This is a genomic window from Collinsella aerofaciens (assembly GCF_039752775.1).
Classification (GTDB): domain Bacteria; phylum Actinomycetota; class Coriobacteriia; order Coriobacteriales; family Coriobacteriaceae; genus Collinsella; species Collinsella aerofaciens_R.
In genome coordinates this window covers 50,796-77,115 of the sequence record NZ_JBDMGT010000008.1, presented here as the reverse complement: position 1 = coordinate 77,115, position 26,320 = coordinate 50,796, and the positions used below count along the sequence as shown (strand labels likewise).

The 26,320-nt window shown below is 60.2% G+C and carries 25 protein-coding genes and 1 tRNA gene; 2 read left to right on the top strand and 24 right to left on the bottom strand.

Annotated elements, in window-relative coordinates:
* From ABHR63_RS03670 to ABHR63_RS03625, 10 genes are all read right to left on the bottom strand, one after another.
* Positions 1-670, bottom strand: a 670-nt coding sequence (locus ABHR63_RS03670; RefSeq protein WP_346965871.1) for an IS3 family transposase, incomplete at its 3' end; no start/stop codon positions are given.
* A gap of 121 nt (positions 671-791) precedes the next feature.
* Complete coding sequence (locus ABHR63_RS03665) at positions 792-1,403, bottom strand: TetR/AcrR family transcriptional regulator (protein WP_346964658.1); 612 nt, start codon at positions 1,401-1,403, stop codon at positions 792-794.
* 116 nt (positions 1,404-1,519) lie between these two features.
* On the bottom strand, positions 1,520-2,827 hold the full coding sequence (locus ABHR63_RS03660; RefSeq protein ID WP_346964659.1) for a lysylphosphatidylglycerol synthase transmembrane domain-containing protein: 1,308 nt from the start codon (positions 2,825-2,827) through the stop codon (positions 1,520-1,522).
* Between the two features lie 151 nt (positions 2,828-2,978).
* Positions 2,979-3,055, bottom strand: a tRNA-Glu gene (locus ABHR63_RS03655).
* Between the two features lie 127 nt (positions 3,056-3,182).
* The gene (locus ABHR63_RS03650; RefSeq protein ID WP_346964660.1) at positions 3,183-4,577 is read right to left on the bottom strand and encodes a CCA tRNA nucleotidyltransferase; all 1,395 of its coding nucleotides are present in this window, start codon (positions 4,575-4,577) and stop codon (positions 3,183-3,185) included.
* A 164-nt stretch (positions 4,578-4,741) separates the two neighbouring features.
* A complete protein-coding gene (locus tag ABHR63_RS03645; protein ID WP_346964661.1) occupies positions 4,742-5,674 on the bottom strand; it encodes a 1-phosphofructokinase family hexose kinase in 933 nt (310 codons plus the stop codon).
* A 189-nt stretch (positions 5,675-5,863) separates the two neighbouring features.
* Positions 5,864-6,796 (bottom strand): 1-phosphofructokinase family hexose kinase, encoded by a 933-nt coding sequence (locus ABHR63_RS03640; RefSeq protein WP_006233969.1) that lies wholly within the window; start codon positions 6,794-6,796, stop codon positions 5,864-5,866.
* A gap of 74 nt (positions 6,797-6,870) precedes the next feature.
* The gene (gene ptsP / locus ABHR63_RS03635; protein ID WP_346964662.1) at positions 6,871-8,574 is read right to left on the bottom strand and encodes a phosphoenolpyruvate--protein phosphotransferase; all 1,704 of its coding nucleotides are present in this window, start codon (positions 8,572-8,574) and stop codon (positions 6,871-6,873) included.
* Between the two features lie 132 nt (positions 8,575-8,706).
* The gene (locus tag ABHR63_RS03630) at positions 8,707-8,970 is read right to left on the bottom strand and encodes an HPr family phosphocarrier protein (protein ID WP_022094575.1); all 264 of its coding nucleotides are present in this window, start codon (positions 8,968-8,970) and stop codon (positions 8,707-8,709) included.
* A gap of 524 nt (positions 8,971-9,494) precedes the next feature.
* Positions 9,495-11,498: a fructose-specific PTS transporter subunit EIIC gene (locus ABHR63_RS03625; protein WP_346964663.1), complete on the bottom strand. Its 2,004-nt coding sequence runs from the start codon at positions 11,496-11,498 to the stop codon at positions 9,495-9,497.
* A gap of 272 nt (positions 11,499-11,770) precedes the next feature.
* Here ABHR63_RS03625 and ABHR63_RS03620 point away from each other — a divergent pair, with 272 nt between their 5' ends.
* The gene (locus tag ABHR63_RS03620) at positions 11,771-12,628 is read left to right on the top strand and encodes a MurR/RpiR family transcriptional regulator (RefSeq protein ID WP_346964664.1); all 858 of its coding nucleotides are present in this window, start codon (positions 11,771-11,773) and stop codon (positions 12,626-12,628) included.
* Between the two features lie 59 nt (positions 12,629-12,687).
* On the opposite strand, the gene ABHR63_RS03615 is transcribed toward ABHR63_RS03620, so the two are convergent.
* The 14 genes from ABHR63_RS03615 to alaS form a co-directional block, all read right to left on the bottom strand.
* Entirely contained in the window at positions 12,688-14,316 is a 1,629-nt protein-coding gene (locus ABHR63_RS03615; protein WP_346964665.1) for a DNA repair protein RecN, read from the bottom strand.
* Positions 14,306-15,166: an NAD(+)/NADH kinase gene (locus tag ABHR63_RS03610; protein WP_035138200.1), complete on the bottom strand. Its 861-nt coding sequence runs from the start codon at positions 15,164-15,166 to the stop codon at positions 14,306-14,308. The genes ABHR63_RS03615 and ABHR63_RS03610 overlap by 11 nt, the downstream gene beginning before the upstream one ends.
* Entirely contained in the window at positions 15,163-15,966 is an 804-nt protein-coding gene (locus ABHR63_RS03605) for a TlyA family RNA methyltransferase (protein WP_195621376.1), read from the bottom strand. The genes ABHR63_RS03610 and ABHR63_RS03605 overlap by 4 nt, the downstream gene beginning before the upstream one ends.
* Before the next feature lie 35 nt (positions 15,967-16,001).
* On the bottom strand, positions 16,002-16,241 hold the full coding sequence (locus ABHR63_RS03600; protein WP_006233978.1) for an exodeoxyribonuclease VII small subunit: 240 nt from the start codon (positions 16,239-16,241) through the stop codon (positions 16,002-16,004).
* 2 nt (positions 16,242-16,243) lie between these two features.
* Complete coding sequence (nusB, locus tag ABHR63_RS03595; RefSeq protein WP_215692873.1) at positions 16,244-16,828, bottom strand: transcription antitermination factor NusB; 585 nt, start codon at positions 16,826-16,828, stop codon at positions 16,244-16,246.
* 3 nt (positions 16,829-16,831) lie between these two features.
* A complete protein-coding gene (locus ABHR63_RS03590) occupies positions 16,832-17,194 on the bottom strand; it encodes an Asp23/Gls24 family envelope stress response protein (protein ID WP_006233982.1) in 363 nt (120 codons plus the stop codon).
* Positions 17,195-17,218: 24 nt separating this feature from the next.
* Complete coding sequence (gene efp / locus ABHR63_RS03585; protein WP_117799248.1) at positions 17,219-17,782, bottom strand: elongation factor P; 564 nt, start codon at positions 17,780-17,782, stop codon at positions 17,219-17,221.
* A gap of 160 nt (positions 17,783-17,942) precedes the next feature.
* Positions 17,943-19,073, bottom strand: coding sequence for a M24 family metallopeptidase (locus ABHR63_RS03580; RefSeq protein ID WP_138112424.1), 1,131 nt, complete (start codon positions 19,071-19,073; stop codon positions 17,943-17,945).
* A 132-nt stretch (positions 19,074-19,205) separates the two neighbouring features.
* Positions 19,206-20,315 carry a hypothetical protein gene (locus ABHR63_RS03575; protein ID WP_346964666.1) on the bottom strand — a complete coding sequence of 370 codons (1,110 nt, stop codon included), beginning with the start codon at positions 20,313-20,315 and terminating at the stop codon, positions 19,206-19,208.
* Positions 20,312-20,845 carry a shikimate kinase gene (locus ABHR63_RS03570; RefSeq protein ID WP_006233986.1) on the bottom strand — a complete coding sequence of 178 codons (534 nt, stop codon included), beginning with the start codon at positions 20,843-20,845 and terminating at the stop codon, positions 20,312-20,314. Before ABHR63_RS03570 ends, ABHR63_RS03575 begins: the two co-directional genes overlap by 4 nt.
* A gap of 8 nt (positions 20,846-20,853) precedes the next feature.
* Positions 20,854-21,351, bottom strand: coding sequence for a YqeG family HAD IIIA-type phosphatase (locus tag ABHR63_RS03565; RefSeq protein ID WP_035138189.1), 498 nt, complete (start codon positions 21,349-21,351; stop codon positions 20,854-20,856).
* 1 nt (position 21,352) lies between these two features.
* Positions 21,353-22,786, bottom strand: coding sequence for an endolytic transglycosylase MltG (mltG, locus tag ABHR63_RS03560; protein WP_346964667.1), 1,434 nt, complete (start codon positions 22,784-22,786; stop codon positions 21,353-21,355).
* Complete coding sequence (ruvX, locus tag ABHR63_RS03555) at positions 22,779-23,207, bottom strand: Holliday junction resolvase RuvX (protein WP_138112420.1); 429 nt, start codon at positions 23,205-23,207, stop codon at positions 22,779-22,781. The genes mltG and ruvX overlap by 8 nt, the downstream gene beginning before the upstream one ends.
* 17 nt (positions 23,208-23,224) lie before the next feature.
* Positions 23,225-25,882, bottom strand: coding sequence for an alanine--tRNA ligase (gene alaS / locus ABHR63_RS03550; RefSeq protein ID WP_346964668.1), 2,658 nt, complete (start codon positions 25,880-25,882; stop codon positions 23,225-23,227).
* 194 nt (positions 25,883-26,076) lie between these two features.
* Here alaS and ABHR63_RS03545 point away from each other — a divergent pair, with 194 nt between their 5' ends.
* A complete protein-coding gene (locus ABHR63_RS03545; protein ID WP_055250466.1) occupies positions 26,077-26,316 on the top strand; it encodes a hypothetical protein in 240 nt (79 codons plus the stop codon).
* Positions 26,317-26,320: the final 4 nt, after the last annotated feature.

Below are 26,320 nucleotides of genomic sequence, written 5' to 3'. Positions count from 1 at the left end.
CGCCGGCGTAGGAGCTGTAGCCCCGGGCGCGCCTCTTGTTGTAGACGACCTCGAGGCCCTCCTCGCGCATCACGCGGGCCACGCGCTTCTCGCTGGCCCGGACGCCCTCGCGGCGCAGGCGCGCCCAGACGGTGCGGTACCCCCAGCACCCCGAGCCCTCGCGGAAGATGCGCACCACGCGGTCGCGTATGTCGGCGTCGCGGTCGCGCGGCGCGGCGACGCGGGGCCTCCAGTACTCATAGGAGCTCTTCGATATCCTCAAGAAACCTGTGATCGAGCGGAGGGGCAGGGCGGTCGCCCGCCTCAATCTCTCGCCGAGCTCGCACTTGCTCCTGTTCGAGATCGAAGCCGGGTCCCACCCTTCCGCTTTTAGGTCGGCCAACACCGCCCTGAGCAGCAGGTTCTCTATCTGGTCCTCGTTGAGCCCGGCGAGCGGGCCGGTCGCCGGCGGGGCGTAGATCGACTTGTCGGGGCCCAAGCTGGCCTCCTTCCGTGGCGGTTTCCTCGCCCCGATTCTACAGCGCGCCCCGGTGTAGCTGTGCGGGAGGTGCCCCGTCGCCCACTTCTTGGCCGCGCCCACCGAGACCCCCGCGAACTTCGCGGCGGCGGTCGGCCCCATGCCGTCCTCCGTCGCCAGGAGGAAGAGCTCGACCTTCTCCCTGCTGTACATGCGAACCTCCAGTCCGGACCGCCCCGCGGTCCAACTTTCTGTCCGCACCCCCAACGGCCTTCCAATAACCAAAACAATCCCTATTCCACCGCAACTTCTATAAGTTGTTGAATTATCGATGCTATTCGAAGCGAGATTCCAGACTCGACAGACCGTTGAGAGTCAGGTCGTTGGCGACCTCAGAGACACGCTCGATAGGAACCGAACCGTCAGACAGCGCCCACGTGCGATAGATACCGATAATACCCGACAGCAAAAACGCCAGATAGTAATCGAACATCTCGTCCTTGAGACCTTGGGGCAGCAGATCGCGCTCGGCAATCTCGTGCTCGAGCGGCGCACGAAGACGAGCCATAAAATCATCGAGCGGAATGTTCTCGATCAGCTGACGATTGAGCACCAAGTTGTTGCACAGTGCCTCGTTAACGGTTTTAAAGAAGGTCGCCGCCGCGCCAAGAGCGCGCTCGTTGGTGTCACCGTCCATAGAAGCAAGCGTTTTCTCGACCGAGTCGACAATCATCTCCACCACATCGACGGCAATGGCATCGAGCAGGCCGTCAACAGTACCAAAGTGAACGTAAAAGGTCTTGCGGTCGACATTGGCCTCGCGCGCGATGGCACTCACCGTAATGTCTGCCAGCGGCTTTTCCATGAGCAGGCGCTCGAAAGCGGAAAGGATGGCATTACGGCTGCGAATGATGCGACGATCAAGACGCGGTTTGCTGGTTGCCATGGGCGTGTCCCTTCGATATGCGAGCATTCATCAACAGATGAGAGATAATCTACGTAAGAGGATTATCCCCCATACAGCACAAATATGCCCCGCACCATGAAGAACGCACGACTGCCCTACTGCGACTTGGGATGCTTCTTCTTATTGAGTGCCGACGGAGATACGCGAATACCATCGCCTGTCTGGCGCACATAGGCTTTATGAGCCGGCTTAGCGGTCCCAGAAGCCTTCCGAGCGCGCTTCTTGGGATCAACGGTAACAGCATTCGTGGGGTGCGGCTTAGTGGGCGCAGAGGGCGTCTGAGGCGTGCGGCCGAGCTTGTGCATCACACGATCCCAACGCGCATGGATGCTCTCGTTGTGGGCGCTCTTAAGTCCCAGCAGGGGCGCAGCCAAAATGGTCGGCGCAATAAACGTAATGAGGCGCCACAGCAGATAGCCGGCGGTCGAAGCCGACCCAAAGAAATGACCCAAGAACAATGCAAAGCCGCCCTCAGCGCCACCAGTTCCACCGGGCAAGGGAACCGCAGAGCTCAGCAGCTGGACAAAGGCGCTCGCGGCCATGACCGAAAAAAAGTCGACCTCGTGGTGGCCAAAGGCAAGCATCAGGAAATACGGAACCAGATAGAAAAACGCGAGTTGCAGCATGGTGATAAACACGGTGAGCAGCATGGAAGAAAAATGTCCGGCCGAAAGCTTGAACTTCTCGGAGAAGGAGTAGATCTCGCCGTCGACAAACGTGCGCCATCCCTCGATCATAGTGGCCGAGACACCTATGCGCTCCAGCCAATTGATGATGCAATGGGCGACGCGCGTGACGGTCTTAGGCATGAGCGCGACGGCGAAGATGCCAAGCAAGATGCAGCAGTGCCCACCAAAGCTAAAGACGCACAGCAGCGTCATGTCGCCATAGCGCTCGGCAAAAAACGGCATACGAGCAAGCAGTAGGATAGCGCCCCAGGCAACAAGGCCAAACTGGTACACGATAAAACGCGTGAATTGCGTGGCGCCGGCCTCGCCCACGTTTTGGCCGGCCTTGGTCAGGCGATAGATTTGAGCCGGGGTGGAGCCCATCATCATGGGCGTCAGGTTGCCAAAGAAGATGCCACTCGCCTCGACCGAGATCAGGTCGCGGATGCCGACGGGCGAATTGGGATCGAGCCAGACGGCGATCGCATAGGCCACAATGCCAAAGAACAGGTACATGAACATGCAAAGACACGCGACAACGAGCCATGGCGCCTGGACGCTCGACATAGCGGCCCAGAACTGCCCCATCTGCCCGGTTACCACCAGATAGACGATATAACCTACCAGCACGACACCGATAAAGATGGCGCCGCGGCGTGCGCTCTTATTGTCATCTCCGCCCGAGGCCTCAACCTCGACCTGGGGCTTAGACGTATGCTGAGAGGACTCCGTCATGAGACTCCTTCTAACAGTCAAAATATCTTGGATATTGTACCCGTAAGGGCCATAGGCAGAACGCAAAGCTCTGGTTCAAACGGGAATTGCAGACGGTTGTTTGAAAATAAAAAAACCCGGCCTTCCATAGGAAGTCCGGGTATCAGATGCGTGGTAGCCCGTACCAGATTCGAACTGGTGATCTCCGCCTTGAGAGGGCGGCGTCCTAAACCGCTAGACGAACGGGCCACATGACATCTGCACTGCCGTGCTGCGAAGAAATATATTACGGGACAAAAAACGTCAGCGCAAGAAGAAATTCCAAATTGCCGAAAAATTGTCGGCAGGTTATGAAATACGCAGGTAAACTTGGTAGCTAATTCAAGTTGAGATGAACCAAAAGAGCTTCGCGCTCGTTGGGAATATCGTCTTCGATCACGGCGTCGAGGGCGGAGTTGAGAAGCTGACCCAGTTCCGGCCCGGGCTTGACTCCGGCACGGATCAGGTCGCCGCCGTTGATGGCGAGCATCTTGAGCGTATAGGGCTCCCCTGCCTTCAGCAGCTCGTGCGCCAGCGCGCGCATCTCCTCAATCGTCTCAACATAATAGAAGCACGACGGGGCCTTGCCAAGTGTGTCGGCACGCTTAAGGTCCATGAGCTCGTCAATCAGGCGGGCCGTGTCGACGCCCTCACCCGAAAGCGCGCGCATCATATTGAGCAGGCAGGAGCGCTCGGGGCGCAGCGGCTTGTCATGGTATTTGATGAGCAGGCACACGTCGCGCACCAAGTCGTGCGAGAGGGCCAGGCGATCCATAATGACGCGCGCCTTCTTGGCGCCGAGCTCGGGATGACCGTAGAAGTGTCCGCTGCCGGCGTGATCGACCGTGAAGCACTCGGGCTTGGACACATCGTGCAAAAACGCCGCCCACATAAGGCTCGACGAGGGCGCGACGCCGTCACACAGCGCGAGCTCCCCCGCCACCGTCAGCACACGGGCGATATGCACGTAGACGTTAAACGCATGATAGACACTGCGCTGATCAAACCCGCGACCCGCTGCCAACTCGGGCACGGCGGCGCAGATGAGCTCGGGATAGCGGAGCATCGCGTCTCCCCCATGACCGGTCGAAAGAATGCCCTCGAGCTCAATACCCACACGCTCACGCGCCACGGCATCGAGCAGCGGCGCGCACTCGGCAAGCGCACGCTTGGTCTCGGGCTCAATCATAAAGTCCAGACGGCAGGCAAAGCGCACCGCACGCAGCATGCGCAGGGCGTCCTCGTTAAAGCGACGCTTGGGATCGCCGACAGCGCGAATCAGCTTGCGCTCCAAGTCACCCTGGCCGTCGTAGCGGTCGACAAGCTCGCGCTCGGGATGCCAGGCCATGGCGTTGACGGTAAAGTCGCGGCGCGCCAGATCGTCCTCGAGCGAGGCGGCACGCTCCACACTCTGGGGATGGCGACCATCGGTGTAAAAGCCATCCAGACGGTACGTGGTGACCTCGATACGCTCGCCATCGGAAATAGCCGTGATTCCGCCAAATTTAATGCCCGACTCCACAACCGCGATGCCGGCGGCCTCGAGCGCCACTTTGGACTCCTGCCACAGGCCGCTACAGCACATATCAACATCATGGCTGGGGCACCCCATCAGGGCGTCGCGCACCCAACCGCCCACGTACCAAGCCTCAAGACCAGCCGCCTCAAGCGCGCGCAGGACGCGCAGGGACGCATCGGACGGTTGAGTACCGTTGAGCGAAACATTGCACATGCCTATGGCCTCCTGCGACTATCAAATTGGCTATCGATTGCGTCTGCAAGAAGTCTAGCAAGAAACAGCCTCCACTGCACACGCAAGTCCGATAAACAAAAACGCATCCATCCTAGTCTAAGACGGATGCGAAATAATCAAACTATTCAGACAAGGTGCCGGAACTAGCAGACCTGGCGAACCTCGATGTGCTTCTTATATTCGTCCACCTTGGCAAAATCACCCAGACCGGGGCACTCGACCACGTTGGCGCCAGTGGCCATCGAAAGGCGCAGGGCGTCCTCGACGCGCTCGGGGGCGTCGTGCCACACGGACAGGAAGGCAGCGAGCGAGGAATCGCCGGCGCACACCGTCGACAGCAGCTTGACGTCGAAGGTGCGGTTGGCAAACCAGATATGCTCGCCGTTGGAGAAGTACGCACCGGCGCCACCAAGGGTCAGCAGCACGTTCTTGGCGCCCTTGGCGTGCAGCTCGGCCATAGCGAGCTTGACGGACTCGTCGTCGCCACCGCTCACCTTGATGCCAAAGATGTCGAGCAGCTCGTCGTCATTGGGCTTGATCAGCAGTGGCTCCAGAGCAATGAGGTCTGCCAGCTGATGGCTCGAGATGTCGAGGACGAACTCGGCCCCCTTGGCCTTGACACGGCGCAGAACCTCGGCCAAGAAGCCCTCGGAAGTGTTGGGAGGCAGCGAGCCGCTGATGACCAGGCAGGTCATGTCATCGAGCGAATCGATAAGTTCAAACATCTCCTGCTCGTTGGCCTCATTGATGGCGGCACCGGCATTGACCATGTTGTACTCGGTGTCGGGACCGGCGTTGAGGAACACATTGACGCGCGTAATACCGTCGGTCCACACGGGCTTGACGGGCACGCCCAGGGCCTCGGCGCCCTTAACGATAAACTCACCCGAGAAGCCGGCGAAGAAACCTAGGATCGTGGTGTCGACACTATAGTGGTCAAGCGTAAACGAGACGTTGAGGCCTTTGCCGTTGGGCGTGTAGACGGCATTGCGGGTACGCGTGACGGTATTGGCAGTAAGGCCGTCGCAGGCGATGTTGTAATCAATGGCGGGATTAGCAGTGAGCGTGTAAATCATGAATGTTCCTTTCACGAAGCAACGTGTTAATGAAAGTATATTCCACGCATCGGTAAAAGGCTAGGACAACTCGGTGAACGGTGTGGAAGCGATGAAGTACGGCAGGACACCTCTCCCCCATGGCGGAACAAAAAAGGCGCCCCGGCCGAAACCGGGGCGCCGCATGCGCACGAATATGTCGCGTTTCGATTACTGACGATCGAGCTTGCGGACAGCAACGCGCTTGCTGTACTCGTCGACGTGACCGAAGTCACCAATGCCGACGGACTCGGCAACGTTGGCGCCGGTGGCCATAGCGAGCTTCATGGCCTCCTCGACGTTGTCGCGATCCCTGTACCACTTGTGCAGGAACGCAGCGAGGGTGCAGTCGCCGGCGCAGACGGAAGAGACCAGCTTGATGTTGAACTCACGCTTGGCGTACCAGATGTCCTCGCCGTTGGAGAAGTAAGCGTCGCCGCGGCTACCACGGGTGAGCAGCACGTTCTGAACGCCAGCGTCGTGAGCCATCTTCATGGCGACACGAACCTCGTCGTCGGTGTCGACCGGCACGCCGAAGATGGCCTTCATCTCGTGATGGTTCGGCTTGATGAGCAGCGGCTTCTTGTGAGCGAGCTCCTTGAGCTTGTCGGAGGACAGGTCCAGGACGACGTCAGCGCCACGAGCCTGAGCGTGCTCCATGACCTGAGCCAGGAAGTCGGGCGTAGCTTTGGGAGGCACGGAGCCGGAGACGATCAGGCACTCGAGATCGCCCGCGGTGTCCAGGATGTTGTAGAGCTCCTCCTGGTGCTGCGGCGTAATCGGGGCGCCGGGGTTCAGGATGCCGTACTCGTGCTGGCCATCGTTGACGTAGGTGTTAATGCGCGTGATACCGTCGGTCCAGACCGGGCGGCAGAGGCAACCCAGGTTCATGACCTCCTCGACGATGAACTTGCCCGTGAAGCCGGCGAAGAAGCCGAGCGCGACGGTGTCGACGCCCATCTTCTTAAAGGCGAAGGACACGTCGAGGCCCTTGCCGTTAGCCGTGTAGCTGGCCGAGCCGGTGCGGACGTTCTCGTCGGGCTCGAGCGGAGAGCTCGAAACCGTCATGTCGACAGCCGGGTTAGCGGTTAGCGTGTAGAACATTTACAGTACCCCCTGTATATGTGAGGGCCGCGTGGCCGGCCCATTCCAACCACGCGGTTACCTCTGATACCAAATTAGCGAGCTGCGGACTCGAGCAGTGCCTTGACCTCGGCGGCGGTGTTGCAGGCGAGTGCCTTCTCGGCGAGCTCGTCGCACTCGGCCTTGGTCCACTGGCTGATGGTCTTGCGGGCGCGCAGGATCGACGGAGCGCTCATCGAGAACTCCTCCAGGCCCCAGCTGATCAGCAGCGGCTCGAGCAGCGGATCGGCAGCGGCCTCGCCGCACATACCGACCATGATGCCGGCCTTCACGCCGCTCTCGATGATGTTCTTGAGCGAGCGGAGCACGGCGGGATAGTAAACCTGGTACAGGTTGGAGATGGTGTCGTTACCACGGTCGGCGCACATGGTGTAGCCGATCAGGTCGTTGGTGCCGATGGAGAAGAAGTCGGCAACCTCGGCCAGACGGTCTGCGAGCAGCGAAGCGGCGGGCGTCTCGACCATGATGCCGACCTCGATGTTCTCGTTGAACTTGCGACCCTCTTCGGTAAGCTCGGCCTTGCACTGCTCGACGAGCTCCTTGACAGCCAAGACCTCCTCGACGCAGGTGACGAGCGGGATCATGATCTTGACGTCACCGAAGGCGCTAGCGCGCAGCAGAGCGCGGAGCTGGACCTTGTACTGGTCGGGATTGGCCAGGCAGTAACGCACGGCGCGGAAGCCCATGAAGGGGTTGTCTTCCTTGACCATATGCAGATACGGAATCTCCTTGTCGCCACCCACATCGAGCGTGCGGATGATGACCGGAGCGCCCTTGAGCGCGCTGGCGACCTTGCGGTAGGCGTTGAACTGCTCCTCCTCGGAAGGAAGCTCGGCAGAGTCCATGAACAGGAACTCGGAGCGGAACAGACCGATGGCCTCGGCGTCGTGATCGAGCGCGTTGGGCACGTCATCGGGGTTACCGATGTTGCAGGCGATGATCTTCTTGATGCCATCGGCAGTCACGGACGGCTTGCCACGGAAGGCCTCGAGGGCTGCCTTCTCGGCAGCAAAGGCCTCAGCCTTGGCGGTATAGGCGGCGAGCGTCTCCTCGTCGGGATCGGCCTCGACAACACCCTTGCCACCGTCGACGACAACGGTCATACCGTTGCGAAGCGCGGTGCAGCTGTTAGAGACCGAAAGGACGGCCGGGATCTCGAGGGCACGCGCGATGATCGCGGAGTGCGACGTGCGGCCACCGGTCTCGGTGACGATACCGGCAACGTGGGCCTTATCGATCGTGGCGGTCATGGACGGCGTAAGGTCGTGCACGACAACGACGGTGTTCTCGGGCAGGACGGAAAGGTCGACGACCTCCTTGCCCAGCAGCTCGGCCAGAATACCGGTGCGGATGTCGGCGATGTCGGCCGCGCGCAGACGGAACATCTCGTCGTCCATGGACAGAAACATGTTCTCGAACATGGTCGAGGTGTCCATGAGCGCCTGCTCGGCGCAGGTGCCGCCGTCAATAGCGGCGTTAATGGCGTCGGTCATGCCCGGATCCTGAGCCAGGACAATGTGTCCGCTCATGATCTCGGCCTCGGCCTCGCCCACCGTCTCCTTCATGTGGTCGGCCTGAGCCTGAGTCTTCTCGCAGAAGACCGAAAGAGCAGCCTGATAGCGCTCTTTCTCTGCTGCCGAATCAGCGACCTCGTGCGGTTCAAACGTCAAGTCGGGATCGACGGCGACCATGACGGTGCCGATACCGATGCCCTCGGATGCGTTGACTCCCTGATACATTCCCATTCCTCTCTCCGTGTCATGTGATAAAGCGTTTTGCCATATCCATGACAAAAGAGCGCAGCTACCTTGAACAGGTCACTGCGCCCCCAAGTATGAACTTAATTGTTCAACATGCGACCCGTTTGAGTTCTACTCGCCAAGACCGCTCTTGATGAGCTCGATGGCAGCAGCCAGAGCCTCGGCCTCGTCGGCGCCGTCGCACTTGACCTCGACCTCGGTACCGCAAGGGATACCAGCAGCCATGAGGGCCATCGGGGACTTGCCGTTGACCTCCTTCTCGGGGGTGACGACCGTCACGTCACAGGCGTACTTGCCCATGGTGGAGGCGAACAGACCAGCCGGACGCATGTGCAGACCCTGAGGATTAACGAGGGTAGCCTTCTCAGAAACCATAATTGACTCCTTTTTGTGTTTAACCCCTGTCATGCATGTGGCAGGAGTCAGATTCACGACGTTGTTTATATTAACTCACATCAAACGGTTTTTCATTATGTTTCAGACGAATTATTGGACAGATGTGTTTGTCGTCCGCTTGCTCGCCGGGCGGGGCGATTAAGTTTGCTGCTCTACAGTCCTGCGCAAGACGGAAAGCACATTAAGTGCTTTCCTTTGCGTGCGGAACTCGAGACAAACTTAATCGCCCCGCCCGGCGGGCGAGCTGCGGAAACTCGGTCGGTCCAGAGCAATATCGTGCAAACGGAAATCTGGCTGATGATCTGTTCGCGACAAAGACTCGATAGGTAGCCCCCTCTATGCCCTTTTGTAAGTTGCGGTGAAATAGGGACTGAATTTGGAGTTGAATCGTTTAAACAGTCCCTATTTCACCGCAACTTATAGGAGGGGTAGAAAAAGGCGGAGGCCCTGGAGAGGGACTCCGCCTTATATACAGGGGGCGATGGTATTCGCGTGTTGCGGGATTAGACCAGGCGGGCGTTGATCGTCTTGGCGATCTTGGCGGCGTCGGTGGAACCCTTGACGGTGGCACGGAAGTCCTCGTCCATGAGCGCCTCGGCGACCTTGGACAGGATCTTAAGGTGCGTGGTGCCGGCCTGGGCACCCGGGATGAGCAGCGCGATGGCCACGTTGACGGGAGCGCCGTCCATGGTGTCCCAACCGGTCACACCGGACTCGTCCTTGACGACGATGACGGCAGCCTCGGTAATGGCGTCGGACTTGGCATGCGGGATGGCGAAACCCTCCATCATGCCCGTGGTGCCCTCGGCCTCGCGGGCCAGGAAGGCGTTCATCACGGCGTCGGCGTCGCAGGCGATACCGGCCTTGACAGCCTGGTTGGAAACGAAGCTCAGAGCCTCGTCACGAGAAGCGAAGTCCTCGGCGACAAAGACATTCTCGACCTTCACGAAGTCGGCAGCCTCGGCCTTGGGGGCCTCGACGGCAGCGGCCTTGGGGGCCTCAACGGACCTGGCTACAGGAGCGGCCTTCTGATTCTTCTCGAAGTCGTACTTCTTGAAGGCCACGAACAGGATGCCACCGACCACAGCGCCGATGAGGATCGCGAGGACCCACAGCGGACCGTTCTCGACAACGGGCAGGACCAGGAAGCCGCCGTGAGGCGCCGGATCGTGAACGTTGAAGAAGATGGTCAAGATGGAAGCGATGGAAGAACCGAGCATCATGATGGGCATGACGGGCCAGATGTTCTTGGTCATGAACGGAATGGCGCCCTCGGTGATGTGGGTGCAACCAAGGATGAGGTTGACGATACCGGCGTCATGATCCTCCTGGCTGAAGTACTTCTTGCCGACAACGACGGCGAAGGTGGTGATCAGCGGCGGAACGATGCAAGCGGCGGAGACGGCAGCCATGAAGTTGGTGCCGAAGTTGTAGGTCTCGGTGCCGACGCCAGCTTCGAGAGCGGTACCGAGCAGGAAGGTGCCAGTAGCGTAAGCAGCCTTGTTGACCGGGCCGCCCATATCAAAGGCGCACATGCAGCCGATGGCCAGGCCAAGGATCACCGGACCGGAGTTACCGAGGCTCTGCAGGAAATCCATCATGCCCTGGTTAATGGCAGCCATGGGGCCGGAAATACCGAGCATGACCAGGCCGACGATGGCGGTAGAGCACAGCGGATACAGGAAGATCGCCTTCAGGCCATTAAGGCTCGCGGGAATTTTAGAGAAAACCTTCTCGAGCAGCAAAATGACATAGCCGGCGAGGAAGCCGCCGACGATGCCGCCCAGGAAGCCAAAGCCCACACCCGAGCCTCCAGCGTCGATCATGCCGGTATCGGCGTTAACGGGCAGACCCTGGATGGCAATCATACCGGCAACAAAGCCGGGGACGAGCGCCGGGCGCTTGCCGATAGACTCGGCGATGTAGGCGGAGAGCACCGGAACCATGAGGTTCATGGCGATACCGCCGATAATCTTGAGCATCGCGGCAAAGCTGTTGTAGTCGGCAGCCGTCGAATCAAAGGACGTGATGCCCCACAGGAACGAAATGGCGGTCAGAACACCACCGGCAACGACGAAGACCAGCATGTGGCTGACGCCGTTCATGAGGTGCTTGTAGATGACGTGACCGATGGACTCCTTCTCCTCGACCTCGTCCTCGACATCGGCGGCAGTGGCAACCGTGTCGTCGCCCTTGGCGGCGAGCGCGCGGTCGATCAGCTTTCCGGCGGCCTCGACGGACAGGGCCTTGGAAACACCGACGGAAACCATGGGCTTACCGGCGAAACGCTCAGCCTGGACATCCTTATCGGCTGCGACGACGACGGCCTTGGCACCGGCGATCTCGCTCTTGGTGAGCTCGTTCTCGACACCGACCTGGCCATGAGTCTCGACCTTAATGGTCAGACCTCGCTCGGCAGCTGCCTTCTCCAGCGCCTCCTTCGCCATGAAGGTGTGCGCAATGCCGGTCGGGCAACCGGTCGCGGCGATGATGTCAAACTTAGCCATGTGTCCCTCCTTTTTAAGTTTTGCGCCCGCAGGCGCTCCCCTACACGCGCTTCAATGCGCGTTTTTCCACACTTGAAAGATACCAACCTGCCGTCCGCGTGAGAAGAGACAAGGCGAAATTCTCCGGTGAAAGGTTCTTTCATAACCGTAAACGGTAAGTGAAAGTTTACCATCAACACTTGAAACGGCAAGGTGTATCTTGTAATTGAAAATGCCCGTATACTATGGCATTGCGAATCAAATTAGATTTTCATGCCAACCAGGAGCCATCCATGACCGATAGTAGCAAGAGCGCACTTTCCCTCATTAGCACCCATCAGGGATACAGCGAATCCGAGCAGCGCATTGTCGACTATATATTGGAGCACCAGTCCGAGGCTCCACGCCTCACGGCGGCTCAGCTCTCACGCGCCGCTGCCACGTCCGAGGCGACCGTTTCGCGCTTCTGCCGCAAGCTTGGGTTTGGCAGCTTCCGCAGCTTTCAGTTTTCGTTGGCGAGGGATTTGGAAAGCCAGCGAAACGAGGGCCTGACCGACGAGGTCTCGCTCGACAACATGGAGCAGAGCCTTAAAAATATCCTCGCCGCCAAGGTGAGTGAGCTTAATGCGACCATCGACGGCATTGATCACGACACGTTGGCCGCAGTTGTACACGCGCTTAAGAATGCCGGCGTTATTGAGTTCGCCGCCGTGGGCAATACAAACGCGGTCGCGCTCGACGCAACATTTAAGTTTTCGCAGCTGGGCCTGCGCTGCATGACGAGTACCATTAGCGAGACATCGATCGGCTTTGCGCTCACGTTGCGCCCGGGTGACGTCATCGTGCTAATCTCAAACTCCGGCAAATCGCGCCGACTGAATCGCATGGCAAAAGCGGCTCGCGACTGCGGCGCAACCGTAGTCGTCATCAGCAGCGACAGCAAGTCTCCACTCGCGCGCCTGGCAGACTACACTTTTAATACCGTCAACCACGAAGCACTGCTGACAACGGGCGACTTCGCGTTCTCCAAGATGAGCGCCACGATGATCATCGAGGTCATCTACAACTTCCTGCTGCCCGAAATCGAGGACGCCCGAGAGCACATCAGCTACTATGAGGAACTCATCCAACCGGATAAGGTCGTGGAGTAAAACACGAAGTGGGACAAAAAATTCAGTCTATTTTGTCCCACCAACACCGCTGATACGACCTAACCTCGAGCTTCTTCAAGCATCTGCTTGGCATGCGCCAAGCTCGCCTCCGATTGATCGCCGCTCAACATGCGGGCGATCTCGGCGGTACGCGCTTCGCCGGTTACCTCGTCCAAATGCGTCTGGGGAACATCGCCCGGTTCCTTGCTGACGACATAATGCTTGTCAGCCATGACGGCGACCTGCGCCAAGTGGGTTACGACCATCACCTGATGCGTAGCGGCGAGATCTGCCAGCACGCCCGCGAGCGCACGCGCCGTGGAGCCACCGACGCCAGCATCGACCTCGTCAAACACCAGCGTATCGACACCGTCCGTGTTTCCGAGGACAACCTTACTTGCCAACATGACGCGGCTGAGCTCGCCGCCCGACGCAATGCGGCGCAGGGGACGTGGAGTCAAACCGGCACCGCTGCGGTATAGCAGCTCGTAGCTCGAAGGACCAACGGGCGTCCACTCAGCACGGGGAAGATCGCGCGACTCCCAGACGAGCTCGGCGCCGCCCATCTCCAGGCGAGCCATCTGGCGGCCAACCTCGTGACAGAAGCGCGGGGCCGCCGTATTGCGGGCGCGCTTAAGTGCCTTGGCAGCGGCAAACAACTCGCGCTCAGCGCTCCCGAGTGCCTCACGCGCCTTTTTGATCTGTTCATCGCCATCATCGACCAGGGACAGCAGCTCTTGCGAGCGATCGCGCATGGCAAAAACATCGTCCATGGTGGGGCCCCACTGACGCAACAGGCCCTTGAGGTCGGAATACCGCTCACGCATGCGAGCGAGCTCGCGCGGGTCGAAGGCGACGCCATCGCGATAGGCACGAAGCTCGTTCGCGCAATCCTCAAGTGAGATACAGGCATCCGAAAGCAAATCGGCAATGTCGCCAAGTTTGCGATCGACGGAAGCCATACGGGAAAGTTCTGCCACGGCGCTGTTCACGGCATCGAGTGCTCCCCCTTCAGAGGCAAGCGATGCATGGGCATCATTAGCTGTGGCAACCAGCACCTCGGCATGTTCGGAGCGCGGCAGCAGTTCCTCGAGTTCCTCATACTCGCCCGGTTTGGGGTCGACCTCGCCGATGCGCTCGAGCGCAAAGCGCGCTTCCTCGACGCGGCTCCCCTGCGCACGCGAGGTCTCTTCGACACGTCGAACCTCCTTAGCGGCAGCGCGCGAAGCCTTAAAGCAGGCGCGGTAGTGCTCGAGCGCCTCGAGTGCAGGGCGCCCTGCCCAGACATCGACCATCGCAACATGATGCGCCGGATCGAGCAAGCGCTGGTGCTCGTGTTGGCCGCACAGATCCATCATTACGCCAACGCGCTCCGAAAGCTCGCGCACACTGGCGATGCGTCCGTCAATCTTCACGCGGCTGCGGCCCTCGGCAGAAAGACTGCGCTGCACGATGAAGCCCTCCGTGTCGTGCGGGCCGTCAAACAGGCGCGCCTCGACGCTCGCCAGCGCCTCGCCCTCGCGCACCATAGACGAATCCGCGCGCTCACCCAAAATAAGCTTGAGGGCCGAGAGCAGCGCGGTCTTGCCGGCACCGGTCTCGCCGGTCAGGACAGTCAGGCCGGCACTCGGCAGCAGCGTCGCCTCGCGAATGAGCGCAATGTTAGAAACCTGCAGCTCATCGATCATGACGGACTCCGTAGAATACGCGGCTCACCGAGTTATAGAAGCTCTCGGGGCCGTAATCCAGCAGCAGCACATCACCGGGCCCGCGACGCACCGCCACGCTCTCAACGGTGCCATCGCAAGTAATAAATTGTCCATCGATAGCGATCGCCGGAACGCTCGGACGGTCATCAGACATAAAGATTTCGACGACATCACTCGGCGAAGTCAAGAAGGCACGGGCCTGAATGGTGTGCGGCGCAATAGGTACGCAGACCATACCCGTATAGTCGGGGCTCACGATGGGGCCACCGGCACTGAGCGCGTACCCCGTAGAACCAGTCGCCGTGGACACGACCACGCCGTCGCCACGCAGTCGGTCGATATGGTGGCCCGACACCGTGATGTCGAACTCGACCATATCGGACAGCGGACCGCGGGTAAGCGCCATGTCGTTGAGAGCGAAGGTGCGCACGACATCCTTCGTACCGTCTTCGCGCACGGATACGATATCCGCGGCGATGGTGGCGCGACGGCTCACGTGCAGCTCACCGGACAGGGCGTCGCTCACGACCTGCAGAATGTCGCGCTCCTCGGGGCTCGCAGCAGTTAAAAAGCCCAGGTGACCATAGGAAAGACCGAGGATAGGAATCTCGCGATGGTTGAGGATGCGGGCAGCGCGCAGCAACGTACCGTCGCCGCCGAGCGTAATGACCAGATCGGAGCCGTCAATATCAGGCGTGCTCTGAATCTTCGATCGCTGGTCGGCAGCCCATGCGACCTCATAGCCCTGGCGCGTCAGCCAAAGCTCAAGCATCAGGCCGCTCTCGACCGCCTCTTGTTTGTAGTAATTGGGAACCAGAAAGACCTTCATAGCGTTGCAGATTTCTCGCTCAAAACCGATACCTGGGATTGCAGCTCATCGTCGGTGCGTTCGCCGGGGACAAACCTCGTGCCGTACAGGAAAAACTCAACGTTGCCCTTGGCACCATGAATGGGCGACACGCACACATCGACCGGGAACAGCCCCTTGGCAGCAAAGAGTTCAACTGCCGCAACAAGTGTATCGCGGCGCACGGCGGGATCGGTCACAATACCGCCCTCGCCCACCAGCGCCGCCGGAGCCTCAAACTGCGGCTTTACGAGCGTGCAGAATGCACCCGTAGGCGCCAGGCACGCCAGCACCGCATCGATAATGTTCGCGATGCTGGTAAACGAGACATCGCACACAGCCAGGTCGAGAGCGCCGGCATAGCCAAGCTCAGGCAGCTGCGTCACGTTTGTGCGCTCATGCAGCGTTACGCGATCGTCCTGACGCAACGACCAATCGAATTGGGCGCGACCCACGTCCACCGAGACAACGGCCGCAGCTCCGCGCTTGAGCAGACAATCGGTAAAGCCGCCGGTAGAGCAGCCCACATCCAGACAGGCAAGGCCCGTCGGATTGATGCCAAACGCATCAAGCGCGCCTTCGAGCTTAAGACCGCCGCGGCCAACATAGGGAATGCGCCCCTTCACGTGCAGCGGCAGCCCCGGGATCACCTTAAGGCCCGGCGAAGTCAAGCGCTCGCCGCCACTCGAGACCAAGCCGGCCATAAGAGTGCGAAGGGCATCCGCGCGATCGGCGCAGATGCCCTGTGAAATCAGTTCGTCATCAAGACGCACACGTTTCATGAATGCCATCAACCATTCGTATCCGGAGATGCGGCCTAGCTATCCTGGGATTCGTTTGCCGCATCCTCATCGTATTCCTGCTCGAGCTTGTCGGCTTCTCGCGGCGTAAGCTCAAACTTGTCGACCATATCGACCGCGCGGGAGCCCAGCTCAATCGCCTCGTCAAACAGATCGAGTGAACGCTCCAAGGAGGTATCCTTGGAGCGAACGGTAGCGATGATCTGGTCCAGACGGTCCGAAATCTCGTCAAAGTTGCGGACAGAACCCTCTGGCATGGCTACTCCTCGACGGAGTCGACGACAGCCTCGGCAGCGTCCGCATCCTCGGCAAGTACACCGGCGGCAGCCTGAGCGGCGGCGACCTTTGCGGCAGCCTCTGCAGCCTGCGCCTCCTCGCGAGCGCGGTCCTCGGCCAGCAGCTCTTGGTACAGGTCCTCGCCCGGCAGCTCCTCGCTGCGAGCGATCTTGCCCAGCACGCCATTGACAAACGACGCGGACTGATCGGTGCCATAGGCCTTGGCAAGCTCGACGGCCTCGTTGATCACGATGGCGTCCGAGACCTCCTCGTCGGTGAGGAAGCGCATCTCGTAGACGGCGATACGCAGCAGGTTGCGGTCGGCGCCGGGCATGCGCATAAGATCCCAGTTCTTGGCGACGGCGCGCAGGGCACAGTCGATGCGATCGATATGCTCGTAGGCACCACGGCAAAGCTCCAGCGCATAGGGGTCGAGGGGGCCCTTCGAGATCAGGAAATCGCCCTCGAGGACGCGCTCGAGCGGGCTGTCCGTGGCCTCGGCCTGAAACAGCAGCTGCAGCGCCTGACTGCGGGCAAGCGTACGCCCGCGATAAACCTTAAGGCTCAAAGGTTACTCCTTGGGGAAAACGAGGCCGTCGATGCAAACGTCAACGCGCTCGACCTCGACGCCAACCTGGGCATCGATGGCGGCGACCACGGCGGCGCGAACGGCCTCGGCGAGTTTCTTGAACGGATAGCCAAAGAACACCACGACACGCACGGTGAGTGCGAGCTTGTCGCCGACGACCTCGGCCTCGACCGCCGGCTCGGAAGCCGGGGCCTTGGACGAGAGCATCATGGAGACAAGGTTGGTGGCAAGGTCCTTGACGCCAACGGAGGCGATGCCCTCGACATCGGACACGGCGCGCGAGACGATGGCGGTCAGAACATCGGGCGAAATGCCGATGCCGTCAATCTTGATTTCCTGGGGCATGAGTCCTCCTAGAAGATTTGGTTGCTAGACGCGGGAGACGAACTTGCCGTCGCGGGTGTCAACCTTGATGACCTCGCCCTCGTTGAGGTACATGGGAACCTGGATGACAGCGCCGGTATCGATCGTGGCCGGCTTGGTGGAACCCTGGACGGTGTCGCCCTTAAAGCCCGGGTCGGTCTGGACGATGGTGGTCTCGATGAACATCGGCGGGGTCACGCCCATGAGCTCATCGTCGGCGAAGAGCAGCTGGCAGACGTCGTTCTCGCGCAGCCACTTGGAGTTCTCGCCCACCATGTCCTCGGGAACGGGAACCTGCTCATAGGACTCGTTGTCCATGAAGATGTAGTCGGTGCCATCGTTGTAGAGGTACTGGAACTCACGGGTGGTGAGCATGACGCTCTCGAACTTGGTGCCGGCGTTGCAGGTGTTCTCGACGACGCGGCCGCTCTTGATGTCGCGGGTCTTGTAGCGTACAAACGCGCCGCCCTTGCCCGGCTTGACATGCTGGAACTCGACGATGGTGTAGACCTTGTCCTTGATGCGGAGACCGAGGCCGTTCTTGAAGTCGGCGGTAGAAATGGTAGGCATAGCGACCTTTCTTGTTATGGGCAGAACGCACAAGCGTCCAAATTACATACGACAGAAATTATACACTTGCAGACGGCGCCTGCAGCGAGCGCATAAAAAGAGAACGCGGGGCGTCCGAATCGATCCGAACGCCCCGCCCCAAACTATCTACCGAAGTAGACTAGCAGTCGATAACGTGCAGGTCGTGCGGGGTCTTGGTGAAGGGCTCGTAGCCGTTCTCGGTGACCACGCCGTAGTCCTCAAGGCGCACGCCGCCCACGCCGGGCAGGTAGACGCCGGGCTCCATGGTGACAACCGAGCCGATCTCGATGGTGTTCTTGCTGCGGTTGAAGTTGGGCAGCTCGTGGATGTCGATGCCCACGCCGTGGCCCAGACCATGGTTGTAGTAATCACCATAGCCGGCATCGCCGATGATCTTCTTGGAAAGCTTGAAGATGTCGTTACCCTCAACGCCCGGATGGATGGCGGCGACGCACTCCTCGTGCGTGCGGCGCACGAGTGCGTACAGGTCGAGCTGCTCCTGGGTGGGCTCGCCCATCACGACAGTGCGCGTCATATCGGAGCGGTAATCGCAGTAGCCCGCGCCGTAATCCATGAGGACGAAGTCGCCCTTCTCGATGACACGGTCACTCGGCACGGCATGCGGGTTGGCGGTGTTGGGGCCGCTCGCCACAATGGAGCCGAAGGCCAGGCTGTCGGCGCCGTTGGCGAACATAAAGTTCTCGAGCTCGTTGCGAACCTGCTTCTCGGTCATACCGGGCTTAATAAAGCCGAGCATGTGCTGGAAGGCGGCGTCAGTGATCGACTGTGCATGGCGCATGAGCTCGATCTCCTCGGCATCCTTGATGGCGCGCATCTTGCGGATGTCGTCGTGCATCAGCGGCAGCATGCAGGCGACGGAACGGTCCTCCAGGCCGCGCTGAATACCCTGGTAGAAGTTAATCTGCATATCGTCCTCGACAGCACAGACACGGCACTTGTTAGCCGCAATCTTGCCGGCGACCCAGCCGGGGATGGTACCCTCGTCCATGTCGTAGACCCAGGGGCTGCCGGCGGGCGTGTTCTCCTCAAAGCTGTTGAGGTAGCGCGAGTCGGTGTGGAACAGGCACTGGTCGACCGTAATAAACGCAGCGTGCGGGAACTCGAAGGTGTAGTCGAAGACGCCCTTCACGCCCGTAAGCCAACGAAGGTTGGCCTCGTCGCGCACCACGATGGCATCGTAGCCACGCTCGGCCATCAGGGCACGGACACGCTCGATACGACCGGCAGGACCGGCAGCAAACTCAGACATGCAGATTCCTTTCTTGTTGTCTCAAGATAGACGGGACGGGTCTCAACCGAACGACGGAATCGCATGCGATCCGCAACCGATTGAAAACCCGCCCCTCAACATGATACGAAAGACGATGGAAGTCAATAAATCTTAGAGAAGTTCTTTACGAGAAGCCAAGTAGGCGTGAGCATGGCGCTCAAGAACCTCGTCCTCAACGTTCGTTAGGCGAATTGCGCCGAGTGCCGCGGGCAGCGGCAGCATGCTGCGGTTTGAGCGCGCGAACTGCTGTCTGCGGAACTCCTCGATATATGCGGCAGGCTCCAGATCGAAGGCAAGTTCCTCGATACCCAAGTCCTCCAGACAGTCATCGACCTCAAAGACGTAATCGATATCGAAGTCGCAGGCGTCGTGGGCAAGGCGCGCCTCAAAGCGCATGCCCTCGGACAACAGCTGGTAGGCAGGGACCTGCGAAGCGGCATCGCCCAAGCAAGCGCGCAAGGTACGCTCCCCCGTCTTGCCAAAATCGAGCGCATGGCGGGCGCTCGGGTTCGTGGCCATCAGTACGTCCTTGCGAGCAGTCTGAGACCATTGAACGGCATTGACGAGCGCGACCTCCTCGCCCGCGAGAATCTCGGGGACGGTCTCAATAAACTGATTCCAGCGGGACTTGCTGCTCGAAAGCATGGTGCCAACAAGTACCGCATAGCCGAGCTTGAGGTCCTCGGGGTCCGCCTCGCGAACAAGATCGAGGTCACACACGACCAAACCCGGTTCGGGACGGAACGCGATAGCGGGAAGCGCATTGGCCGACGAGGCGACAAGCGGCTTCATGGTCGTCGCGACCGTGAGCATGGCGTCGAAGGTCGTCGGCAGCAGCGCGCACTCGGCTCGGCCACACCACTGGTTGGCGCACCAGCTAACAACCGAGCAGGTTGCGGCATCGCCAACGGCGACAACCAGATCGTCGCAGGTAACGCCGTTGGCAGACAGGGCGCCAAAGATAGCATCAGCATCGGCCAGCGTGGCACCAGCAGGCGAAACCTCGAGGACTAGCGGCGACACGGCAAAACCGGCGTCGACCAGCGCATGCTCGACGACTTCACCAAAACGCTCGGATGTGGCGGTGTTCCAAACGACCATCGCGCGCTTAGGCTTGCCCACGGCCGAGGCAAACATACGCGACAGCTCATCGAACGCACCCAATCCGACACGGACATCGACGCTGCGGTTTTGGAAATTGATCAGTTGACGGCGAATCATAGCAGCCCACGCTCCAAAAGCATCTCGGCACAAAGGTAGGAAACGTCCTCGAAGGACTTGTTGCGAATATCAAGGGTAAGGTCGGCAGCCTGGCGATACAGCGGACGGCGATGCTCAAACAGGCGCGCGGCATGCTCAGGCGAGCGGAAATCGGGGCGCGTGTCGGACCGACGAATCTGGCGAATCGAATCCTCGAAGTCGCCCTCGAGGTACACGCACGTACCCATTTCGTGCATCAGCTCAATATTCACCGGTGTCTCGACGATACCGCCCCCGCACGAAACCAACAGGCTGCGCTCACTTTGGAGCGAACGGAGCGCCGAGGTCTCGAGCTCGCGAAAACGATCCTCGCCCTCGGTCTCAAAAATCTCGGTTACCGACTTGCCGCAACGGCGCACGACCAGGCGGTCGGTATCGATAAAACGCCGCTTGAACATAGTGCCGACGTTGCGCGCGAGCGTCGATTTGCCCGCGCCCAAAAAGCCGATAAAGAAGATATGGTCGCAGCCGTGTTTGGTGTGCTGGGACATGACGAGACCTATTCCTCGCAGGGAAGGTCGCGCAGGGCCCGGCGCTCAAAGATACGGAAGATCTGCGTATACCACAGGTCTTGCGTCGCCTGCGGCTTAACCAAGATGGTATCGACGCCGGCGAAGTTGCCACTCCACACGTCCGTGTAGAGCTGATCACCGATCAGCACCGCCTCGTCAGCCGTGGCGCCGAGGCGCTTAAGACCCGCCTTGAGGGCAAACGGTGCCGGCTTCATGGCGTGGCTGATGGCCTCGAGTCCCAGCTCGCGTGCCGATGCCATGACCTGGTCGCGATGCCAGTTATTGGACACCATGCACAGCTTAAAGCCTTTGGCGCGGGCGGCGTCGAGCCAAGCGGAAATCGCGGCGGGGACCTGCTCGGTGTCGCGCGGCACCAGGGTGTTATCGCGATCGAGCAGAATGGCGCGTTTGCCGTCGGCCCACAGGGTATCGAGGTCGATGCGATCGACCGAGGCAACGTATCGTTTGGGGCTAAAAATCCTCATGCTAATTCCAAGACTGTTGATGCTCTTCGTAGGTTTGCGAGAAGTACTCCTCGTCCTGCGTAATGTAGAAATACAGGTCATCGGAGTCGGTCGGCTCAAGCGTGGCCTTGAGTGCCTCGAGCGACGGAGAGCAGATGGGCGTGGGCGGTAGGCCCTCGTGCTTATAGGTGTTATACGGACTATCGCTCTGCAGGTCGTCGGCGGTAACCTCGCCACCGGTGACATACATCATGGTCGCATCGCTGTTGAGATAGCGCAGACCGTCGAGCTTGCCGGCAAGGCGGTTGTAGAAGACCGAGGCCACGTGCGCACGTTGATCGGCGTTGAGGCCCTCGCGCTCAACGATAGAGGCCAAGTTGACGATGTCGTAGTCGGACATCTCCACACCGTAGCGTTCCTTGATCTTGGCTTCGCAGCTCGCAAAGTCAAGCGACTTGTACTCGGTCTTAAACTGATCGAGCATGGCGCGAATCACGTCATCGGCCGTCGGCGAATCGCCCAGCGAATAGGTCTTGGAGAACAAGAAACCCTCGAGCGAATCGTTGGCGGCGCCCTTAAGGAAGCTATAGTCGTCAACGTAGTTGGAGGCCTTGGCCTGGTTGAGGAAGTCTTCCTTAGAGATACTGTCGTAGGCCTGGGCCACACGGTCGGCGACTTGATCGACCGTTAGGCCCTCAGGGATAGTCAGCGCATTGGAGCCCGCGTTGGGGCCTTCCATGAGCTGCTGAACAACCTTGGTCGCATCCATGAGTGTGGTGAACGAATAATCACCAGGCTTGAGCGACATATCGGCGTTGAGCTTTTTCACCGCCGCATAGTAATCCTTGGGATTTTCTACGATATGGTTCTCGGAGAGAATCGAAGCGATGCTGTCACCCGAGGCACCATCGGGAATCGTGATAGTAACCTGCTGGCCTGCAACGACTTTCGCACCCTCACCGCCAAAGAAGCCCTTGACGGCTGGCACGACAAAGAAAACGATCGCGACAAGCGCAAGCACGGCAACAACGCCACCGATAATCATAGGCACCGGGGAGCTTTTCTTTTGAGCACCGCGACGAGCATGCGTGTTGTAGCTCGAGCGGGTCGCCGGAGCAACGCCATGCGAACCACGAGCGTGATGCGAATGCGATTGGGGGGCCTGCGTTCGCTGGGTAGGTGCCTGCTGCTTAAAGCGGGTGCCGCCTGCAGGCTGGGCCGTACGAGCAGTGGGCTGCTGAGCCGCGTGAGAAGCCGAATGCTGAACCGAACGAGCAGAAGGCTGCTGACCCGTCCGTTGAACAGGTTGAGCCGAACGAGAGAAGGACTGCGCCGGGCGCGCGGCAGGCTGAGCTGCGCGCTGCGTCGGCTGTGCCGGACGCTGGCCAGGCTGGGCAGGGCGCGACGCCGGCTGCTGTGTACGATTCGGCTGGCGCGGATCGGAAGCACTAGGCATGCGAAACCTCCTCGTTTTTACGATCGAGCCACGTCTGCAAAAACAGGCTGGCGGCAATCATGTCGATCTTGCCCCTCATCTGCTTTTCGTTGAGTCCCTGCTCGCGCAGGATACGCTTGGCCTCTTGCGAGGACAGACGCTCGTCCTCAAACTCCAACGGAAGATCGAGCTCGTCGGCAATCTTTTGCGCCACAGCGGCAACGCGCTCGGCCTGAGGGCCGGGCTCACCGGCCATGGTCAGGGGACGTCCGCTTACCAGGATGTCGGGCTCATAGTCCTCAACCAGGTAGCGGAACGTCTTGGCCATACCGGTGACCTCGGCAGCCGGAAGCACCTTGACGGGCATCGCCATCTTGCCATCACGGCTCGAGATGGCGATGCCGATCCTGGTCTCCCCTATGTCCAGCGCGAGCGCAACCACAGCGACTTCTTAGATTCTTAGGCGCCGAGCGCGGTCTTAGCGGCCGCGAGGGCATCGGCGATGCCGGCAGCATTCTTGCCACCGGCCTGGGCCATGTTGGGACGACCGCCACCGCGACCGTCGACCAGACCCGCGATCTGCTTGATCACGTTACCGGCGTGGAAACCGGCCTTGACGGCGTCATCGGAGCCGGCAGCGAGCAGGGCCGGAGTGCCCTTCTCAGTCACGCTGGCGACGACACAAGCGACAGGGCCGGCGACCTTCTGATGCACGGTATCCCATACGTTGCGCAGGTCGGCAGCCTCAAGGCCCTGGAGCTCAGCGACAACGAGCTTATAGCCGTCGAGCTCGACGGCGCCCTCGATGGCGCTGGAGATGGCGTCGGAGGAGCCACCGGTCAGAGCCTTCTTGAGCTTATTGGACGTCTCGCGCAGCTCGGCCTGCAGGTTCTCCACGCGAGCGGGAACCTCGTCTACGCGGCACTTGAGCGCAGCGGCGGCGGCGTCAACGAGCGCCAGGCGGTCGGCCATGTAGTCGAGGGCACCCTTAGAGGTCACGGCCTCGATACGGCGGACATTGGAGCCCGTAGAGGACTCGGAAATGATCTTGAACAGGCCAATCTCAGCAGTGTTGGCAGCGTGCGTGCCACCGCAGAGCTCGCGGGAGAACGGCTGGTCCTCGGCGCCCACGGAGACGACGCGGACGACATCGCCGTACTTCTCGCCAAACAGAGCGACAGCGCCGGCGGCCTTAGCCTCGTCGATGCCCATGACACGGGTCACGACCGGCTTGGAAGCGAAGATCTGCTGGTTGACCAGGTCCTCGACAGCCTTGAGCTGCTCAGAGGACAGAGCCTCGAAGTGCGTGAAGTCAAAGCGCAGGTGCTCGGGCGTCACCAGCGAGCCGGCCTGGGAGACGTGCTCGCCCAGGACCTGCTTAAGGGCGGCGTCGAGCAGGTGCGTGGCGGTGTGGTTGCGGCGCAAGAAGCCACGGCGCTCGGCGTCGAGCGCGGCGGTAACAGCGGCACCGACAGTCAGCGTGCCCTCGGCAACGTGGGCGACGTGAGCATACAGGCCGTTGTGGTTCTTGGTATCGGAAACGGTCAGCGAAACGCCCTCAGCGGAAAGCTCGCCGGCATCGCCCTGCTGGCCACCCATCTCGGCATAGAACGGGGTGCGGTCAAGCACGACCTCGACGTCCTCGCCGGCGGCAGCGGACTCGACGGACTCGCCGTTGCGCACGATGGCGACAACCTTGGCGCCCTCGATCACATCGTTGTCATAGCCGTCGAACTCGGTCGCTGCGACCTTGTCGGAAAGCTCGACCCACACGTCGTTGAAGCTGCCCCAGGCGTCGCCCTTGGCATTGGCGCGGGCGCGGGCCTTCTGGTCCTCCATGCAGGCAGTGAAGCCGTCCATGTCGACGTCGTGACCAGCGGTGCCGGCGATCTCGACGGTCAGGTCGATGGGGAAACCAAAGGTGTCGTGCAGCTTAAAGGCAACATCGCCCGGAAGCGCAGCACCCTCGGCAAGCGCTGCCAGGGCCTCATCCAGGTAGACGCGACCGTAGTCGAGCGTCGTGGAGAAGCGCTCCTCCTCGGAGGCGACGATACCCTTGACGAGCGCGACGTTCTTGAGCAGCTCAGGATAGGCCTCGCCCATCTGAGCGTTGACCTCGTCGATGAACTTAGTCAGGAAGGCGCCCTCGATGCCCAGCAGGCGACCGTGGAACACGGCGCGGCGGAGCAGGCGGCGAAGGACGTACTCGCGACCCTCGTTACCGGGCAGGATGCCGTCAGAGATCATGAAGTCGACGGCACGGGAGTGGTCGGCGATGATGCGAAGAGAACGGCTGGCGCCGGAGTAATCGTCGGCGTCATAGGTCTTGCCGCTGATCTCCTCGCCCAGCTTGATGAGGTGCTGCATCAGATCACCGTCGTAGTTAGCAGTCTTGTGCTGCATGATAGCGGCCATGCGCTCCAGGCCCATGCCCGTATCGAGGTTGCGGTGCGGCAGCTCCGGCATGGAGCCGTCCTCCTGACGGTCGTACTGGGTAAAGACGAGGTTCCAGAACTCAAGGAAGCGGTCGCAGTCGCAGCCAGGCTTGCAGTCGGGGCTGCCGCAGCCGACCTCCTCGCCCATGTCAAAGTAGATCTCGGAGCACGGACCGCAGGGGCCGGTGGGGCCAGCGGCCCAGAAGTTGTCGTCCTCGCCCAGGCGGGAGATGTGGTCCTCGGCAACGCCCAGAGAACGCCACACGTCGTGGGTCTCGTCGTCCTCGGTAAAAACGGTAAAGTACAGGCGGTCGAGCGGCAGCTTGAACTCCTTGGTGATGAGCTCAAAGGCCCAGGCGCAAGCCTGCTCCTTGGAGACGCCGCCAAAAGAGAAGTCGCCGAGCATCTCGAAGAAGGACAGGTGACGGCCGTCCTCGCCGATGCAATCGATGTCGTTGGTGCGGACGCACTTCTGGCAGGAAATCGCGCCGATCTCCTTCATGGTCTTCTTGCCCTGGTAGTACTCCTTAAACTGATTCATGCCGGCGTTGGCAAGCAGCAGCGAAGGATCGTCGGGAACGAGGGACGAAGAAGGATAGAGCTTAAGACCGCGCTCCTCAAAGAAGTTGAGGAACTTGGAGCGGATCTCGGCCGTAGTCATTGACGGGTAGTCAGCACTCATAGAGGGAATCTCCTCGGTTTCACATCGAAACAGTTCAAACGTAACGATATTACCATCCCGCCGCGCAAGTGCAAAAAAGAGGTCCGCCAAACAGCGACCCTCCAGCGAAAGTGCACGTTATTCAGTACTGTGCGATCCTTTGAAAAAGGACTGCTGTAGAATTACATATAAGAATCACCCGGAAGGAGCAATCGATGAAAAGTAAACGATTTGTCCTGAATGCACTTCTGGTACTAGCACTTTTAGCGCTCTTGGCCTTCTCCTGCTGGTACGCAAACCAACCAGCATTTGGCTACGTATTGTATGCAGTAATGTCCGGCGATAAGGCTTATTACACTCTACGCGCAATTGACGTTCTCTTTTTCTATGTAGCCGGCCCCTTATCAATCGCTTTGCTCGCGTTTATTGTCATTTACAACTTCAAGAAACGTTAATAGG

Excerpts from the sequence above, each read along its gene's own strand:
- ABHR63_RS03665 (WP_346964658.1), bottom strand. The coding sequence starts at position 1,403 with ATGGCAACCAGCAAACCGCGTCTTGATCGTCGCATCATTCGCAGCCGT.
- ABHR63_RS03660 (WP_346964659.1), bottom strand. The coding sequence starts at position 2,827 with ATGACGGAGTCCTCTCAGCATACGTCTAAGCCCCAGGTCGAGGTTGAG.
- ABHR63_RS03650 (WP_346964660.1), bottom strand. The coding sequence starts at position 4,577 with ATGTGCAATGTTTCGCTCAACGGTACTCAACCGTCCGATGCGTCCCTG.
- ABHR63_RS03645 (WP_346964661.1), bottom strand. The coding sequence starts at position 5,674 with ATGATTTACACGCTCACTGCTAATCCCGCCATTGATTACAACATCGCC.
- ABHR63_RS03640 (WP_006233969.1), bottom strand. The coding sequence starts at position 6,796 with ATGTTCTACACGCTAACCGCTAACCCGGCTGTCGACATGACGGTTTCG.
- ptsP (WP_346964662.1), bottom strand. The coding sequence starts at position 8,574 with ATGTATCAGGGAGTCAACGCATCCGAGGGCATCGGTATCGGCACCGTC.
- ABHR63_RS03630 (WP_022094575.1), bottom strand. The coding sequence starts at position 8,970 with ATGGTTTCTGAGAAGGCTACCCTCGTTAATCCTCAGGGTCTGCACATG.
- ABHR63_RS03625 (WP_346964663.1), bottom strand. The coding sequence starts at position 11,498 with ATGGCTAAGTTTGACATCATCGCCGCGACCGGTTGCCCGACCGGCATT.
- ABHR63_RS03620 (WP_346964664.1), top strand. The coding sequence starts at position 11,771 with ATGACCGATAGTAGCAAGAGCGCACTTTCCCTCATTAGCACCCATCAG.
- ABHR63_RS03615 (WP_346964665.1), bottom strand. The coding sequence starts at position 14,316 with ATGATCGATGAGCTGCAGGTTTCTAACATTGCGCTCATTCGCGAGGCG.
- ABHR63_RS03610 (WP_035138200.1), bottom strand. The coding sequence starts at position 15,166 with ATGAAGGTCTTTCTGGTTCCCAATTACTACAAACAAGAGGCGGTCGAG.
- ABHR63_RS03605 (WP_195621376.1), bottom strand. The coding sequence starts at position 15,966 with ATGAAACGTGTGCGTCTTGATGACGAACTGATTTCACAGGGCATCTGC.
- ABHR63_RS03600 (WP_006233978.1), bottom strand. The coding sequence starts at position 16,241 with ATGCCAGAGGGTTCTGTCCGCAACTTTGACGAGATTTCGGACCGTCTG.
- ABHR63_RS03590 (WP_006233982.1), bottom strand. The coding sequence starts at position 17,194 with ATGCCCCAGGAAATCAAGATTGACGGCATCGGCATTTCGCCCGATGTT.
- efp (WP_117799248.1), bottom strand. The coding sequence starts at position 17,782 with ATGCCTACCATTTCTACCGCCGACTTCAAGAACGGCCTCGGTCTCCGC.
- ABHR63_RS03580 (WP_138112424.1), bottom strand. The coding sequence starts at position 19,073 with ATGTCTGAGTTTGCTGCCGGTCCTGCCGGTCGTATCGAGCGTGTCCGT.
- ABHR63_RS03575 (WP_346964666.1), bottom strand. The coding sequence starts at position 20,315 with ATGATTCGCCGTCAACTGATCAATTTCCAAAACCGCAGCGTCGATGTC.
- ABHR63_RS03570 (WP_006233986.1), bottom strand. The coding sequence starts at position 20,845 with ATGTCCCAGCACACCAAACACGGCTGCGACCATATCTTCTTTATCGGC.
- ABHR63_RS03565 (WP_035138189.1), bottom strand. The coding sequence starts at position 21,351 with ATGAGGATTTTTAGCCCCAAACGATACGTTGCCTCGGTCGATCGCATC.
- mltG (WP_346964667.1), bottom strand. The coding sequence starts at position 22,786 with ATGCCTAGTGCTTCCGATCCGCGCCAGCCGAATCGTACACAGCAGCCG.
- alaS (WP_346964668.1), bottom strand. The coding sequence starts at position 25,882 with ATGAGTGCTGACTACCCGTCAATGACTACGGCCGAGATCCGCTCCAAG.
- ABHR63_RS03545 (WP_055250466.1), top strand. The coding sequence starts at position 26,077 with ATGAAAAGTAAACGATTTGTCCTGAATGCACTTCTGGTACTAGCACTT.